The sequence below is a fragment of the Kineococcus sp. R86509 genome, assembly GCF_042466365.1.
Lineage (GTDB): Bacteria > Actinomycetota > Actinomycetes > Actinomycetales > Kineococcaceae > Kineococcus.
In genome coordinates, this window is record NZ_JAXHCE010000001.1 from 1854076 (window position 1) to 1868991 (window position 14916).

The following is a 14916-nucleotide window of genomic DNA, read 5'->3' on the forward strand; positions in this document are numbered from 1 at the left end:
GTAGGACCTAGCGACGGAAACCGGCGCCCACGTGGGTGCCCGGCAGCCGGGCCCCGCCGCCGAGTCGTTCCCGCAGGGTCGTCCCGGGGGCCGGTTTCGGGGCGGTGCGACCGCGCCGGTCGAGTTCGGGGACGAGGTGGTCGACGACGTCGACGAAGGTCCCGGGCATCGTGGCGTACATCAGGTTGAACCCGTCGACGTCGGCCTCCGCCGCGAACTCCTCGAGGTGGTCGGCGACCGTCTGCGGGGAACCCGCGAGGACCGAACCCCGACCCCCCACGGAGACGAACTGCGCGAGGTCGTCGATCGTCCACTCCCGGTCGGGGTCGTTCGTGAAGCTCGCCAGGGCGGACCGGTTCGCGTCGGTGGTCACGTGCTGCAGGGTCTCGTCGGCGGCGCGACCGGCGAGGTCGACGCCCGTCCACCCCCCGAACAACGCGAGGGCGGCCTCGCGGCTGGCGTGTTCGCGGTAGTCGGCGAGCAGCGCGTGCGCCTCCTCGTCGCTGCTGCGGACGACCGTGGTGAGGCCGGCGAGGACCTGCACCGACCGCGGGTCGCGACCGGCGCGTTCGACCTGCTCGCGCAGGGAGTCGACGGACCTGCGGGCGATCTTCGCGGTCGGCGCGATGATGAACACGCACTCCGCGTGCCTGGCCGCGAACTCCTGCCCGCGGGGCGAGGACCCCGCCTGGAAGATCACCGGCGTCCGTTGCGGTGAGGGTTCGCAGAGGAACGCCCCGGGGACGTCGAAGTACTTCCCGTGGTGGTCGATGTCGTGGACCTTGGCCGGGTCGGCGTAGATCCCGCGCCCGGCGTCGCGGACGACGGCGTCGTCCTCCCAGGAACCCTCCCAGAGCTTGTAGCAGACCTCCAGGTACTCCTCGGCGACCTCGTAGCGCTCGTCGTGGGCGACCTGGGCGGTGAGACCGAGGTTTTTCGCGGCCGAGTCGAGGTAGCCCGTGACGACGTTCCACGCGACGCGGCCGCCGGTGAGGTGGTCCAGCGTCGTGAGCCGGCGGGCCAGGGAGTACGGCTGCTCGTACGTCGTCGTCACCGTGAGACCGAAACCCAGGTTCTCCGTGACCGCGGCCATCGCCGACACGGCGGCGAGCGGGTCGTTGACGGGGACCTGCACGGCGGCGCGGACCGCCGCGTCGCGCGATCCCCCGTGGACGTCGTAGGTGCCGAGGACGTCGGCGAGGAACAGCGCGTCGAAACCCCCGCGCTCGAGGAGTCGGGCGAGGTTCGTCCAGTGCGCGAGGGTCCGGTAGTCCGCGCTACGGTCCTCCGGTCGCGACCACAGCCCCGCGGCCTGGTGGCCGACGCAGGCCATGGCGAAGGCGTTGAGGCGCAACGGTTCAGAACTCAACGGGACAGTCCCTCCAGAGGTCGGTGCGCGGTCTCGCGGGTGAGCGCCGCCGAGATGGTGGTGAGGACGGCGAGGAAGCTCAGGTACCCCGCGACGATCCAGGGCGAACCGTTCCCCGCGGCCAGCAGCGACGCGGCGATGAGCGGGGTCAGACCGCCGCCGAGGACCGCGCCGATGGAGTACCCGAGGGACGCACCGCTGTAGCGGGTGCGGCTGTCGAACTGCTCGGCGAAGAACGCGCCCTGCGCGCCGTACTGGCTGTCGTGACCGAGGTTGATCGCGATGACCATCGCGCCCACGATCAGGACGGTGGAGCCGGTGTCGAGCAGCAGGAACGCGGGCACCGTGAACACCGCGGTGAGGACCGACCCGAACAGGTAGACGGGTTTGCGACCCACCCGGTCCGAGAGCAGACCCCACAACGGGGTGGCGGCGAGGCTCACGACGGAGGCGACGAGGACGGCGAGCAGCCCGACGTCGGCCCCGTCCTCGCGGACGTGGTTGGTCAGGTAGTTCAGCGCGAACACCGTGTAGAGGACGTAGGCGCCGTTCTGGCCCAACCGCATGCCGGTCGTCAGGAGCACCCCGCGCTTGTTCGTCGCCAGCACCTCGGTAACCGGTCGGCGCGACGTGGCGTCGGCCTCGCGCAGCGCGGTGAACGCCGGGGAGTCGGTGACCTTGAGCCGGATGACCAACCCGATGACGACGAGCACGGCGCTGGCCAGGAACGGGATCCGCCACCCCCAGGCGAGGAAGTCCTCGCTCGAGCTCAGGGTGCGGGTGAGCCAGAAACCCCCGCTGGCCAGGACCATGCCGGCCGCGGAACCCATCTGCGGGATCGCGCCGAACAGACCGCGCCGGCCGGTGGGGGCGTGCTCGACGGCGAGCAGGACGGCCCCGCCCCACTCACCCCCGGCCGAGAAACCCTGCAGCAGTCGCGCCGCGACCAGCAGGACCGGGGCCCACACCCCGATCCGGTCGTGGGTGGGGAGCAGACCGATGGCCGCCGTGGAGATCCCCATGACCAGCAACGAGGCCACGAGGACCGCCTTGCGGCCCACCCGGTCGCCGATGTGACCGGCCACCGCACCGCCGAGGGGGCGGGCGGCGAAACCCACGGCGTAGGTGGCGAACGCGGCGATCACGCCGACCGCGCCACCGACGTTCGGGAAGAACAGCGGGCCGAGGACGATCGCCGCGGCCGTGCCGTAGAGGTAGTAGTCGTACCACTCGATGGTGGTGCCGACGAAGCTCCCCAGCGCCGCCCGGCGGCGGACGAGGGGTTCGCTGGGCGTCGCGAGGACGGTGTCGTGCAGGGTGCTCACAGAACGGTTCTCCCATCGGTCCTGGCGGTAGCACCTTCCCCGCGGGGTGGTTGCTGCGACGTCGACGAGCCAGGTCTCTCGGTCGCTCTGGATGGCTGGGGCGAACCTACGACGGGGGCGCGCACCAGGCAAACCGGGACCCGGTCCCGAGCGCGGGGCGCGCGCCGGTGCCACAGTGGGCGGGTGAGCTTCCCGCGGGCCCGCTCCCCGCGCACCTCCCGGACCGTCGCCCTCCTGCTGGCCGTCTGCGCGGCCGCCTGCGCCGGTCCCGACGACGCCGCCTCGTCCTCCGCCCCCCTGCGCCTGCTGTCCCTGGGCGACTCCGTGCCGGCGGGGGACGTCTGCGGCTGCACCGCGTTCCCGGACCTGGTCGCCGACGGCCTCGCGCCCGAGGGCGAGGCCGACGTGGTGCAGCGGGCCAGCGGCGGCGCGACCTCGACCGACGTCGACTCCGTCCTGCAGCAGCTCTCGGCGGACGAGGGACCCCGGCTCGGTGCGCCGGACGTCGTGCTCCTGCAGGCCGGGGCCAACGACCTCGTGCAACAGGTCGACCTCGCGACCTCCACCGCGGGAGCCGTCGACACCGACGCGACGATCGAGCGGGTGGTGGCGACGCTGGCGGGAACCGTCGACGAGCTCAGGGCCACCGGGGCCCGGGTCGTGGTCCTCGACTACTGGGCCGTCGGCCTGGACGGCGAGGTCGCCGAGCAGGAGTACACCCCGGCCGAGCTGCACGACCAGGTCGCCCTGACCGACGCCTTCGACGACCGCCTCGCTGCCGCGGTGGGGAGCAAGGCGCTCTTCGTGGACCTGCGTCCGGTGTTCCACGGCGTCGACGGGACCGGCGACCCCACGACGCTGCTCGCCGCGGACGGCGACCACCCCGACGCCGCCGGGCACCGGGCCATCGCGGACGCCGTGCTGGACGTGCTCGCCGGCTCGGAGGGTGCTGCCGGTTCGCCGGGAGATCGCTGAGAAAGGGCACTCCTCCGCCTGTGGTGACCGATGGTGGTCCCGGCGCACCACGCGCCGGTTCTGGCACGGGGGGTGTGGGGTGGGTCTCGACGATCCGCTGACGAGGTGGATCGCCATCGGCGTCGCAGTGGTGGCCACGGTGGCGCTGGTCGTCTGCTGGCGGGGGCTGGCCCGGCGGGGGTTCCTCGCCGTCCTGGGACGCTCGGTGGCCCTGCTCGGGGTCAACGTGAGCGTCCTCATGGCCGTCTTCCTCGTCGTCAACGCCCAGTTCGGCCTGTTCTCGGACTGGGCGGACCTCCTCGGGACCCAGCAGGTCGTCACGACCACGCAGGCCAGCGGGTCGGCCACCGCCCAGGCGTCCGAGGCCGCCCCCGTCCGTCTCGACGGCTACGACGGGAGGGTCTGGCGGGCCCAGGTCCCCGGTCCCCGCTCCGGCACCACGGCCGAAGCCCTGGTGGTCCTGCCCACCGGGTACGGCACCACTCCCGCCCCGGCCGGGGGGTACCCCGTCATCGAGGCCTTCCACGGCTACCCGGGGACCCCGGAGCAGTGGCTCGACGCGATGCACCTGCTGCCCTCGCTGGACGCCGCGGTCACCGCGCACCAGCTGGCCGCGTCCGTGGTGGTCATCCCGACCCTGGAGGTGCCCGCCGGGCGCGACACGGAGTGCGTCGACGGTGGGGACGGGCAGCCGAAGCTGGAGACCTGGCTGTCGCAGGACGTCCCGGACTACGTCGAACAGCACTACACGGTGAGCAGGCAGGCGAGGTCGTGGGCCACCATCGGGCTGTCCATGGGTGGGTGGTGCGCCAACGAGATGGCCATGCTGCACCCCGACCGCTTCAGCGCAGCGATCGCCTTCGGCGGCTACTCACGCCTCGACCTGGGGTCCTGGAAGCCGTTCTCCGCGGACAGCCCCCCGGCGAAGCGCTACGACCTCGTCGCCCTCGCGAAGCAGAACCCGCCGGCCGTGCGGTTGTGGGCGCTGGCGTCGAAGGAGGACGGGTTGTCCTGGCCGAGCACCCAGGCGCTCGCGAGCGCGGTGCACGGGCCCACCACGATGACCCTCGTCACCCAGCAGCAGGGCGGTCACCGGACCAGCATCTGGGCGGGCATCGTCCCGCAGGCGCTGACCTGGCTGGGGTCGGCGCCGGGGTTCGCGCCGGCGACCTGACGCCGCCCCGCGGTCAGGGGCGGCGGGCCCGCAGCTCCGCCACGAGCGCGGGGACGACCTCGCCGAGGTCGCCGACGATCCCGTAGTCGGCGAACTCGAAGATCGGGGCGTCGGGGTCGTTGTTGACGGCGACGACCGTGCCGGCCGCGTCCATCCCCCCGCGGTGGTGGACGGCGCCGGAGACGCCGAGGCCGATGTAGAGGCGGGGCGAGATGGTCACGCCGGTCTGCCCGACCTGGGCCTCGTGCCCGATCCAGCCCTCGTCGGTGGCGACGCGGGTCGCGCCGACGGCCGCGCCGAGGACGTCGGCGAGCTCCTCGACCCCGGAGAAGTCCCCGTCGACACCGCGGCCGCCGACCACGACGACCTCGGCCTCGGCCAGCGCCGGCCGGTCGCCGGTGGGCCGCTTCGTGCGGGAGACGACGGTGACCGCCCTGGCCGCCGCGGAGGCCGCGACGGTGTGCTCGACGAGAGTCGTGTCGGCGGGGACGGCGAGCGGCGCGGCCGGCACGACGTTCGGGGCCAGCGCGACGACGGCGAGCCGGCCCGTCGCGGCGCAGGCGGTGTCCCAGGACCCGGCGAGGACGCTCTTGCGGGCGACCCACCGACCGTCCTCGACGGCGACCGAGGCGGCCCCGGTGACGACCCCGGCGCCGGCGCGGACGGCGAGCCGGGCCGCGACCTCCTTGCCCTCGAACGTCGAGGCGACGAGCAGCAGCGACGGTTCGACGGCGGTGATCACCGTCTGCAGGGCGTCGACGACGGAGGCCGTCAGCTGGGCGTCGGCCCCGTCGACGTGGACCTGGTGGAGCGTCGCGGCGCCGTGCGCGGCGAGGAGCTCCGTCTGCGGCGACTCCCCCACCCAGACCGCGTGCACGACGACACCACCGGAAGCGCTCGTGAGGTCGCGCGCGAGGGTCAGCAGTTCCAGCGCGGTGGGGCGGACGGCGCCGTCGGCGTGGTCCACGAGAACCAGGACGTTCACTGGAAACCCTTCTGCGACAGGTAGTCCACCAGGGCGGGAACGGTCTCCGCGTCCCCGGTCACGACGATCCGGTCGGGTCGTTCGGGGCGCGGCTGCGCGTGCACGAGCGTCGTGGCGGAGCCGGCGGACCCGACCGTGGCCGGGTCGAGAGCGAGGTCGGCGAGCGTCCACGACGTCACGGGTGCCTTGCGGGCGGCCATGATTCCCTTGAAGTTCGGGAAGCGGGCGCGGAAGGCCTGGTCGGTGACGGAGAGCACCGCGGGCGCGGGGGCGGTGAGGACCTCGACGTCGGTGGACGTCTCGCGCTGCACCCGCACCACACCCTCGCTGAGGGTGATCTCGTCGGCCAGGGTCAGCTGCGGCCACCCGAGCAGTTCCGCGAGCGCCGCGGGGACCAGGGACGTGAGCCCGTCGAGCGCGGCCATCCCGGCGACCACCAGGTCGACGGGGTCCTCCGCGTGCAGCTTGGCGATCGCCGCGGCGAGGATCCGGGCGGTGGCGATGGCGTCGGAGCCGGCGACGGCCTCGTCGCTGACGTGCACGGCGGTGGACGCGCCCATCGCGAGCCCGCGGCGCAGCGCCTCGACCGCGGGCGCCGGGCCGAGGGTCAGGACGGTGACGTCGTGGCCCTCACCGGGGAAGCCCGCGGCCTCGGCCGTGCGCAGCCCGGCTTCGAGGGCGTCCTCGTCGAGCTCGTTGAGGGTGTCGTCGTCGCCGCCCCGGACCAGGCGCCCGTCGTCCCCCAGGGAGCGGGGCGACTGGATGTCGGGGACGTGCTTGACGCAGACGACGACGCGCACGTCAGACCGTCCCGCGGGAGTGCTTGATCATGTCCTCGCGGGACACGACCTTGACGCGTTGGCGGCCGTGGGGTTCGCCGAGCGAGCGTTCGTGGGCGTCGAGGACCTCCCAGTCCGACCAGGTCAGGACGTCGACGCCCTTGCCCCGCAGGAAGTCCAGGATCGTCTGCGGGTCGGGCTCCTCGGCGCGCTGGAGCGCGGCCGCGTCGGCCAGGAGGTGCTTGACCGTCTCGGAGGCGTCGGACTTGGTGTGCCCGATGAGCCCGACGGGGCCGCGCTTGATCCAGCCGGTGCAGTAGACGCCCTCGACGGTCTCGCCCCCGGGGGCCAGCACGCGGCCCTCGTGGTTGGAGATGACGCCCTTCAACTCGTCGAAGGGGACGCCCTCCAGCGGGGAGCCGAAGTAGCCGACGGCGCGGTAGACGGCCTGGACGTCCCACTCGTGGAAGTCGCCGGTCCCCTCGACGGAGGTGTCGCCGGTGAGGCGGGTCCGTTCGGTCCGCAGCCCCCGGACGTGCCCGTCCTCGGTGGTGAGGACCTCGACCGGGGCGTGCAGGAAGTGCAGGTGCAGCCGGCGCGAGGCGCTCGACTCCCCCTCCTTCAGCGTCCAGTCGGTGAGCGTCTTCACGACCTGCTTGGTCTGGTTGGACTTCGCGATCGCCTCCATCGAGCCCTCGTCGAACTCGAAGTCCTCGGGGTCGACGATGACGTCGACGTCGGGCACGTGCCCGAGTTCGCGCAGCTCCAGCGGCGAGAACTTCGCCTGCGCGGGACCGCGGCGGGCGAAGACGTGCACGTCCTTGACCTTGGAGGACTTCAGCCCCTCGTAGACGTTGGCCGGGATCTCCGTCGGCAGCAGGTCGTCGGCGTGCTTGGCCAGCACGCGGGCCACGTCGAGGGCGACGTTGCCGGCGCCGAGGACGGCGACGGTCTCGGCCTCCAGCGGCCACTCGCGCGGGTAGTCGGGGTGCCCGTCGTACCAGGAGACGAAGTCGGCCGCGCCGTAGCTCTCCGGGGCCTCGACCCCGGGGATCGCGAGCGTCGCGTCCTTGATCGAGCCGGTGGAGAAGACGACGGCGTCGTAGTGGTGGCGCAGCTCCTCGAGGGTGACGTCGGTGCCGAAGTCGACGTTGGTCAGCAACCGGACGTCACCGCGGCCGAGGACCTTCTCCAGCGCGACGATGATCTGCTTGATGCGCGGGTGGTCGGGGGCGACGCCGTAGCGGACCAGACCGAACGGCGCGGGGAGGCGCTCGAAGAGGTCGATGCCGACCCCGTCGAAACCGGTGGCCGTGAGGTCGGCCTTGGAGAGGATGTCCGAGGCGTAGATCCCGGCCGGTCCGGCTCCGACGACGGCGACGCGCAGCGGACGGTTCGAATCGGTCACAGCTCTCGGTGTCCCTCTCGTAGGTGGTGACGTGCTGGGTGGCGCGCTGGGATGACGTGGAAGGCAAGCCTAACGCGGCCCGCTGGAGCGGCCGACGCCACGATGACCCCCGTGGACCAGCGCGCAGCAGAGCACACCGAGTCTCCCTCGGCCGAGCACAGGACGCGCACCGGAGTCCTCGCCGGCCTCGCCTGCTACTGCGTCTGGGGCCTCTTCCCGTTCTTCTTCCACGCCCTCGCCCCGACCGGCGCGGTGGAGCTGCTGGCCTGGCGGGTGCTCTGGTCGCTGGCGCTGTCGGTGCTGGTGGTGACCGGGTTGCGCCGGTGGCCCGCGGTCCTGGCCGTGCTGCGCTCGCCGCGGCAACGGGGGCTGCTGGCGGTCGCGGCCGTCGCGATCGCGGTGAACTGGGGCGTCTACGGCCTCGCCGTGGTCACCGGTCACGTCCTCGAGGCCTCGCTGGGCTACTTCGTGAACCCGTTGCTGACCGTCCTGCTCGGGGTGGTGGTGCTGCGGGAACGGCTGCGCCGCACCCAGTGGATCGCCGTCGGGATCGGGCTGGCCGCGGTCGCCGTCATCACCGCGGACCTGGGGCGGCTGCCGTGGATGGCGCTGACGCTGGCCGTCTCCTTCGGCAGCTACGGCCTGCTGAAGAACCGCCTCGCCCGGCACGGCTCGGGGGTGGACCCGCTGACGGGGCTGAGCGTCGAGACCGGGTTCCTGGCCCTGCCCGCGGCCGCCGCGCTGCTCGTCCTCGGGGACCGGCTGACCTTCACCGGCTTCGGCGCCTGGCACACCGTGCTGCTGGTGCTGTCCGGTCCGCTGACCCTGGGCCCGCTGCTGCTGTTCGCGGTGGCCGCCGGCCGGGTGCCGCTGAGCGTCATCGGGATGCTGCAGTACCTGACCCCGGTGCTGCAGTTCGTCGCGGCGCTGGTGCTGGGCGAGACGATGCCGGCGTCGCGCTGGGTCGGGTTCGGGCTGGTCTGGGTGGCGCTGGCGGTGCTCACGACGGACGCGGTGCGCCGCCGGGGACGGCCCCGGGTCTGGGAGTCCACCGGGAGTTGACCGCGAGGGCACCCGTGACCGTGCGTCAGCTGTGCCGGAGGCAGCAGACTGCTCTGCGTGCTCCCTCCTCTGCTGGCCGGCCGCGCGCGACGAGGGCGGATCCGCCGCATCGGCGCCGTCGCGGTCGCCTTCCTCGGTCTCGTCGGTGTCGTCTCCGCCATCACCCCGCCCTTCCGCGAACGGTTCGCCCCGCTGCTGGACGTGCTGCCGCTCGCGGTCCCGTTGGGGGCGAAGACGGTCCTGGTGCCGGTCTCGATCGCCCTGCTGCTGCTGGCCCGGGGCCTGCGCCGCGGCCAGCGGCTCGCCTGGGGCACGACGATCGGCCTGCTGGCCGCGTCGGCCGGTCTGCACGTGCTGAAGGGCATCGACGTCGAGGAGGCCGTGCTCGACGTCGTCGCCCTGGTCTGGCTGGCGGTGAACGCGCGGTCGTTCCCGGTGCTGCCGAGCGCGGCCCGGGCCCGGCGGGTCGGGTGGGTGCTGGCGATCGGGGCCCTGGTCTCGCTGGTCGTCTCGGCCGCGCTGGTGGTGGCCGTCGGGGCCGAGCGGCACCCGGGCGAGACGATCGAGGCGGTCGTCCAGCGCCTCGTCGGTGACCAGCGCACGCCGTTCCCGAAGCTGCGCGGGGACGGGGGCCACGCCTTCCTGCCGCTGCTGAACCCGTCGCTGCTCGCCCTCGGGCTGACATTGCTGGTGGTCCTCGGCTGGGTCCTCTTCTCCCCGCACCGCCCGGACATGCTCAGCGGTGAACAGCGCCGCGCCGAACGGGAACGCGCCCGTGAGGTCGTCCTGCGCTGGGGCGGGGAGACCCTCGACTACTTCGCCCTGCGCGACGACAAGGACTTCTTCTTCGCCTCCTTCGAGGAGGGCACCGGCGTCGTCGCGCACAGCGTCCGGAACGGGGTCTGCCTCGTCTCCCCGGACCCGATCGGGCCACCGCAACGCCGCGGCGCCCTCCTCGTGGAGTTCCTCGACCACGTCGAACGCAACGGCTGGTCGGTCGCCGTCGTCGGGGCCCGCGCCGACTGGCTGCCCTCCTACGAGGCGGTCGGGTTGCGACCGGTGTACCTGGGCGACGAGGCCGTCCTGGACTGCTCGCAGTTCTCGCTGAAGGGCTCGAGCATGAAGAGCCTCCGGGGTTCGGTGAACCGGGTCGCGAAGGCCGGGATCACCGTGGAGTTCCACGACGGGCCCACGCTGCCGGAAGCGGTGAAGGAGGAGCTGCTCGCGATCTCCGGGGAGTCGCGCCACGGGGAGGCCGAACGCGGCTACTCCATGACGTTGTCCCGGTTGTTCGACCCCGCCGACACCGGCGTCCTGGTGAGCATCGCCCGGTTCGCCGACGGCCGGGCCGCGGGCTTCATCCAGTGGACCCCGGCCGCCCTGGTGCAGGGGTACTCCCTCGACGTCATGCGCCGCTCCACCGCCGAGGACGTGCCGAACGGGTTGACCGACGCCCTCATCGTGGCGACGGCCCAGCACCTCGTGGAGAACGGGCTGCGCGGGCTGGGCCTCAACTTCGCCGTGCTGCGCGAGATCGTGTCGGGCGAACGCGAGGGGACCTTCGCCGACCTGGGGCGCCGGGCGCTGCACGCGTTGTCGAGCAGCGCGCAGATCGAGTCGCTGTGGAAGTTCAACGCCAAGTACGACCCGGACTGGCGACCCCGCTACGTCGTGCTGGACTCCGTGGAGTTCTCCGCGGCGCAGGGGTTCACGATCGCCGACGCCGAGGGGGTCGCGGAACTCCCCGTCGTGGGACGGTTCCTCGGCCGGCGTCCGTGACGCTGGCCCTCGTCACCGCCGTCCTCGCGGCGCTGGGCTACGCGGCGGGCTCGGTGCTGCAGGCCGTGGGCGTGCGCCGCTCCGGGCTGCGCTCCCCGCTGTACCTGAGCGGGCTCGGGGTCGACGGGCTGGCCTGGTTGCTGTCGCTGGTCGCGCTGCGCCGGTTGCCGACGTTCGCGGTCCAGTCGCTGCTGGCGGGCTCGCTGGCACTGACCGTGCTGCTGGCCCGGGTGTTCCTGGGGTCGCGGTTGCGCGGTCGGGACACCACGGCCGTGCTGCTGCTCGTCGCCGCCCTCGGGGTCGTCGGCGGTTCGGGGACGGAGCAACCCTCGCCCTCGCCCGGTTCCGCGGTGGACCTCGGACTGTGCGCCGCCGCGGTCCTGCTGTTCGTGGCCGTCCTGGCGCTGCGTCGCAGCGGCTCCGCGACGCAGGCCGTCCTCGCGGGGCTCGGGTACTCCGTCGCCGCCCTCGGCGCGCGGGCGGTGACGATCCCCGAGCAGTGGTGGCGGGTCGCCCTCGAACCCGTCGGCTGGGCCGTGCTCGTGTCCGGGGTCGCCGGGACCCTCGGCTACGCGGCGGCCCTGCAACGCGGGGCGGTCGGGCCCGCGACGGCGCTGCTGTGGTCGGTGGAGGTCGTGGTGCCCGCCGTCGCGGGGTTCGCGCTCCTCGGCGACTCGGTGCGGGCGGGGTGGCGGCCGGCGGCGGTCGTCGCGCTCGTCGTGGTGGTGGCGTGCTCGGTGGTGCTCGCCGGGTCGCCGGCGATCCCGGAGGAGCACTCCCAGTCCACGGCGTGAACCAGCGCTGCACCCACCGTGGGAAACGCCGGGTGATCCACGATCCCGACCGGTGTGTCGCGCAATGGGTGCAGCGCTGGTTGGCCGTCAGGGCAGCGGGACCTCCGCGAGCCGTGGGTCAGTGACGAGGGCCGCGAGCGCCGAGGGGGTCACCGGGGACCCGAGCGGCCAGATGTCCCCGGCCCGCAGCGGACGGTCGGGGGTGCTCACGACGCGGCCCTCGGCCTGCACGAACCGGCCGTCGGGGAGGATCGCGCGGGCCACCGGCGAGGACACGACGACCGCGTCGTCCGGACCGGTGTGGACGGCCTGCCGCCAGCTCGCCCACGTCGTCCCGGCGTCGTCACCGCCCGCGAAGCAGTCGCCCACGACGTCGCCACTGCACCCGTCCACGGGTGGGTTCGGGGAACGGGAGTCCTCGACGGTGATCGTCAGCAGCACCGCGGGGTCGCTGCCCGTCAGCGTGAGGTCGGCCTCCCACCCGAAGGTCCTCGACACCCCGGGCGTCGGTTCCCAGCTGACCGGGCCCACCTCCGCGGCGGGTGCGCCCGGTAGGTGGGCCGCCAGGGCCGCGACGAAGGCCTCCTGGGCGACGCGCACCTCGTCGGCGTCGACGCTGTCCCGCGGGGGCGCGGTGGGCCGGGCCGTGACCTGACCGGCCGGCACGGCCCGTCCGAGTCCGGAGACCACGTCGGGACCCACCGTCACGGTCAGGACCGAGGCCATCACCAGCGCGCCGGCGGCGAACCCGGCGGCCCTGGTCCGGGCGCGGCGCCGTCGCCGCAGGACGGCGTGCACGGGATGGAGTTCCACCGGGCGGGTGCGCGCCGCCGTGGCGAGCAGCTCCTTGACGTCGAGGTCGTCCATCACCGGACTCCGTTCACGATCGAAGTGCTCTCGCGCAACGCTTTCAGCGCGCGGGAGGTGCGGCTCTTCACGGTGCCGAGGGAGCAGTCCAGGGCGTCGGCGGTCTGCTGCTCGGAGAGGTCCAGCCAGAACCGGAGCACGAGGACGAGACGCTGCGGGGTCGGTAGCGCGGCGAGCATCCGCCGGGCGTCGAGGGCGGCGTCGACGTCGCCGCCGGTGTCCGCCCGTTCCGGCAGTTCCCCGGTCGGGGTCTCTCCCCGCCAGCGTCGCCGACCGGCCTTCGCGGCGGCCCGGGTCATCGCGACGCGGGCGTAGGCCTCGGGGTGGCCGTCGGGGTGCAGGCGACGCCAGGCCCGCAGCACGGCGAGCAACCCGGTCTGGGCGAGGTCCTCGCCGAGGTGGGTGTCGCCGGTCAGCAGGGTGCCGAGCCGCACCAGGTCCGGATAGCGGGCCGTGGCGAACTCGGCGAAGCCCGGCGGCCCCTGGCCGGCGTTGCGATCCTTCGTGGTCACACCGGTGAAGGGACCTGGGCCTCCCGGGAGGTTCCCCGCTCGCGCCACTGGCTGACGACCTCAAGCAGGACCCACGCCGACACCGCGAGGACCTGGTAGCGCTGGGAGTCCCCACCGCCGCCGTTGCCGCCCTGCAGGAACGTCACGACCTCGTAGACCCCGGCGCCGCCGGAGACCGCCGCGGAGAGCACCGCGAGGGGTTTCAACGCCCACCCCCGCGCGCGCCAGGCGAGTTCCAGGACACCGAGGACGGCCCCGAGGGTGCCGATGACGCTGACCCCGTCGTGCAGGAGTTCCGGCCCCGCCGACGACGCCGGGCACACCCCGAGGGAGGGCGCACAGGTCAGCGGGACGATCGCCGAGACCAGCGTCGTCAGCCCGAACGCGGTCAGGCAGGTGGCGCGGAAGCGGGCGTGGCGCAACCCGCTGCGCCAGACCGGGAGCGCGAGCACCGCGCACAGCAACCCGGCGCTGCCGTCACCGAGGCGGAACCACACCGACCCCGGTTCGCCGGGGACGGACAGCTCGCTGATGACGCCGGTGGTGAGGTCGATGCGGGCCCCGACGAGCGGGGCCAGCAGGAAGTTCGCGTTCGCGAGGCCCGCGAGGGCCGCCAGCGCGATCCGCCCCTTCACCGGGCGGTGACACCGAGGGCGGCGACCGCGTCGGCGATGGCGTCCGGGCCGCCCACGTTGCCGGGCACGACGACCTGGCGGACCTCGCGGCCGTCCCGGGTCCGCATCACCCACACCGAGATCCCGGCCGCGACCTGGCCCTCGACGAACGCGCTGGTCGCGCCAATCCCGGTGCGGGCGACCTCCGCCGCGGTGATCCCACCCTTGCTGACGACGGCGTCGACGTGCGGCAGCAGGTCGGCGACGGCGGTGGTCAGCGCGGTCATCACGGCCTCGCCGTGGGCGAGGGTGCCGTGGTCGGACATCCGGACCCGCTCGCTGGCGATGGCGACGAGCCCCTGGCGCGCCAGCACCCGTCCCGCGCGCTCGCCGAGCTCCCGACCCGCCCAGACGGGGTCGTCCAGCGCGTCGCCGGTCGCGACCGGCTCGAAGGCACCCCACTCCTTCCCGAGCACGTCCAGCTGGGCCTGCGCCCCCGCCGTGTGCGACCCGCAGACGACGAGGACCCGCGGCCGGTCCGCGACCAGCGGCCGCGGCAGGTACCCGGCGCTCACGACCCCCGCGAGCTCGGCGGCCAGCGGTGCCGCGCACCGCACGACGATCCCGCGCCCGGCCCCCCGCACGGCGTCGGCGAGGGCGCTCACGTCCCGGTCCGTCTCGACGTCGGGGACCAGCACCGAACCCGCCGGGGCCTGCGCGAACCGCTGCGCCAACCGCGCGGGGTCGCGGACGACGTCGAGCGGGACCCCGACGCCGGTGCGGGGGGACTTCTCGGCGACGTAGTCGACCAGCGCGGAACTGCGGAAGCCGAAGACGGGGTCGCCCGCGTACTCCGTCTCCCCCGCGGGCACGTCAGCGTCCGCGGTGCGGACGAGGTGCACCCCGCCGATCGTGGTCCGTCCCCCCGCCGGGAAGGCCGGGACGAAGAGGACGACGTCCTCGGCGCCCGCGAACACCCCGGTCTCGGCGAAGACGTGCCCGCGCAGCGTGGAGTCCCCGCGGAGCACGAACCGCACCTCGACCCCCAGCCGGGCGCCGGCCTCGAGGGCGTCGGCCCGGATCCGGGCGACCAGCGCGACGGCGGACGCCTCGTCGAGGGCACGGGAGTTGGTCTGCACGTAGACGCCGTCCGCGTCGCGCAGGGCCGCCTCGAGGCGGTCGGCGTCGGACTCCAGCAGGACCTGCACCCCCGTCGCGGACTGGGTCCCGGTGGGGTCGTCGTCGAGGACGACGGTCTTCACGCTCACCCGCC

Annotated in this window: 14 protein-coding genes and 1 riboswitch; of the genes, 5 read left to right on the top strand and 9 right to left on the bottom strand. The window is 73.9% G+C overall.

All coding sequences use genetic code 11. From position 1 onward, the window contains the following. Window positions 1-7 precede the first annotated feature (7 nt). Both SJY07_RS08900 and SJY07_RS08905 read right to left on the bottom strand, forming a co-directional pair. A complete protein-coding gene (locus SJY07_RS08900; protein ID WP_380158476.1) occupies window positions 8-1369 on the bottom strand; it encodes an LLM class flavin-dependent oxidoreductase in 1362 nt (453 codons plus the stop codon). Next, entirely contained in the window at window positions 1366-2694 is a 1329-nt protein-coding gene (locus SJY07_RS08905) for an MFS transporter (RefSeq protein WP_380158478.1), read from the bottom strand. The genes SJY07_RS08900 and SJY07_RS08905 overlap by 4 nt, the downstream gene beginning before the upstream one ends. Window positions 2695-2703: 9 nt before the next feature. After that, window positions 2704-2792: riboswitch (SAM riboswitch) on the bottom strand. Window positions 2793-2877: 85 nt separating this feature from the next. Between SJY07_RS08905 and SJY07_RS08910 the strand changes: the two genes are divergently transcribed. Together SJY07_RS08910 and SJY07_RS08915 are read left to right on the top strand one after the other, a co-directional pair. Then, window positions 2878-3669 carry an SGNH/GDSL hydrolase family protein gene (locus SJY07_RS08910; RefSeq protein WP_328294611.1) on the top strand — a complete coding sequence of 264 codons (792 nt, stop codon included), beginning with the start codon at window positions 2878-2880 and terminating at the stop codon, window positions 3667-3669. Window positions 3670-3748: 79 nt separating this feature from the next. Continuing rightward, window positions 3749-4843: an alpha/beta hydrolase gene (locus tag SJY07_RS08915; RefSeq protein WP_380158480.1), complete on the top strand. Its 1095-nt coding sequence runs from the start codon at window positions 3749-3751 to the stop codon at window positions 4841-4843. A gap of 13 nt (window positions 4844-4856) precedes the next feature. Here SJY07_RS08915 and SJY07_RS08920 read toward each other — a convergent pair whose 3' ends face one another. From SJY07_RS08920 to SJY07_RS08930, 3 genes are read right to left on the bottom strand one after another with little or no spacing between them, the layout of a single operon-like run. Next, complete coding sequence (locus SJY07_RS08920) at window positions 4857-5828, bottom strand: electron transfer flavoprotein subunit alpha/FixB family protein (RefSeq protein ID WP_380158482.1); 972 nt, start codon at window positions 5826-5828, stop codon at window positions 4857-4859. Beyond that, window positions 5825-6628, bottom strand: a complete 804-nt coding sequence (locus SJY07_RS08925) for an electron transfer flavoprotein subunit beta/FixA family protein (RefSeq protein ID WP_380158484.1) — start codon at window positions 6626-6628, stop codon at window positions 5825-5827. Before SJY07_RS08925 ends, SJY07_RS08920 begins: the two co-directional genes overlap by 4 nt. Before the next feature lies 1 nt (window position 6629). Then, entirely contained in the window at window positions 6630-8015 is a 1386-nt protein-coding gene (locus tag SJY07_RS08930; protein ID WP_380158486.1) for an FAD-dependent oxidoreductase, read from the bottom strand. 102 nt (window positions 8016-8117) lie between these two features. On the opposite strand from SJY07_RS08930, the gene rarD reads away from it, so the two are divergent. The 3 genes from rarD to SJY07_RS08945 are packed head-to-tail and all read left to right on the top strand — an operon-like array spanning window position 8118 to window position 11650. After that, a complete protein-coding gene (gene rarD / locus SJY07_RS08935; RefSeq protein ID WP_328294606.1) occupies window positions 8118-9077 on the top strand; it encodes an EamA family transporter RarD in 960 nt (319 codons plus the stop codon). A 57-nt stretch (window positions 9078-9134) separates the two neighbouring features. Further along, a complete protein-coding gene (locus tag SJY07_RS08940; RefSeq protein ID WP_380158489.1) occupies window positions 9135-10856 on the top strand; it encodes a bifunctional lysylphosphatidylglycerol flippase/synthetase MprF in 1722 nt (573 codons plus the stop codon). Beyond that, window positions 10853-11650 (top strand): hypothetical protein, encoded by a 798-nt coding sequence (locus SJY07_RS08945; protein WP_380158491.1) that lies wholly within the window; start codon window positions 10853-10855, stop codon window positions 11648-11650. The genes SJY07_RS08940 and SJY07_RS08945 overlap by 4 nt, the downstream gene beginning before the upstream one ends. Window positions 11651-11737: 87 nt before the next feature. Here the strand turns inward: SJY07_RS08945 and SJY07_RS08950 are convergent, their stop codons facing one another. Genes SJY07_RS08950 through SJY07_RS08965 form a run of 4 tightly spaced genes read right to left on the bottom strand, consistent with a single transcriptional unit; the run spans window position 11738 to window position 14911 of the window. Continuing rightward, a complete protein-coding gene (locus SJY07_RS08950; RefSeq protein ID WP_380158493.1) occupies window positions 11738-12517 on the bottom strand; it encodes a hypothetical protein in 780 nt (259 codons plus the stop codon). Further along, on the bottom strand, window positions 12517-13029 hold the full coding sequence (locus SJY07_RS08955) for a SigE family RNA polymerase sigma factor (protein ID WP_380158495.1): 513 nt from the start codon (window positions 13027-13029) through the stop codon (window positions 12517-12519). Before SJY07_RS08955 ends, SJY07_RS08950 begins: the two co-directional genes overlap by 1 nt. After that, window positions 13026-13664, bottom strand: coding sequence for a DUF998 domain-containing protein (locus SJY07_RS08960; protein ID WP_380158497.1), 639 nt, complete (start codon window positions 13662-13664; stop codon window positions 13026-13028). Before SJY07_RS08960 ends, SJY07_RS08955 begins: the two co-directional genes overlap by 4 nt. Continuing rightward, window positions 13661-14911: a four-carbon acid sugar kinase family protein gene (locus SJY07_RS08965; protein WP_380158499.1), complete on the bottom strand. Its 1251-nt coding sequence runs from the start codon at window positions 14909-14911 to the stop codon at window positions 13661-13663. The genes SJY07_RS08960 and SJY07_RS08965 overlap by 4 nt, the downstream gene beginning before the upstream one ends. Between the last annotated feature and the right edge of the window lie 5 nt (window positions 14912-14916).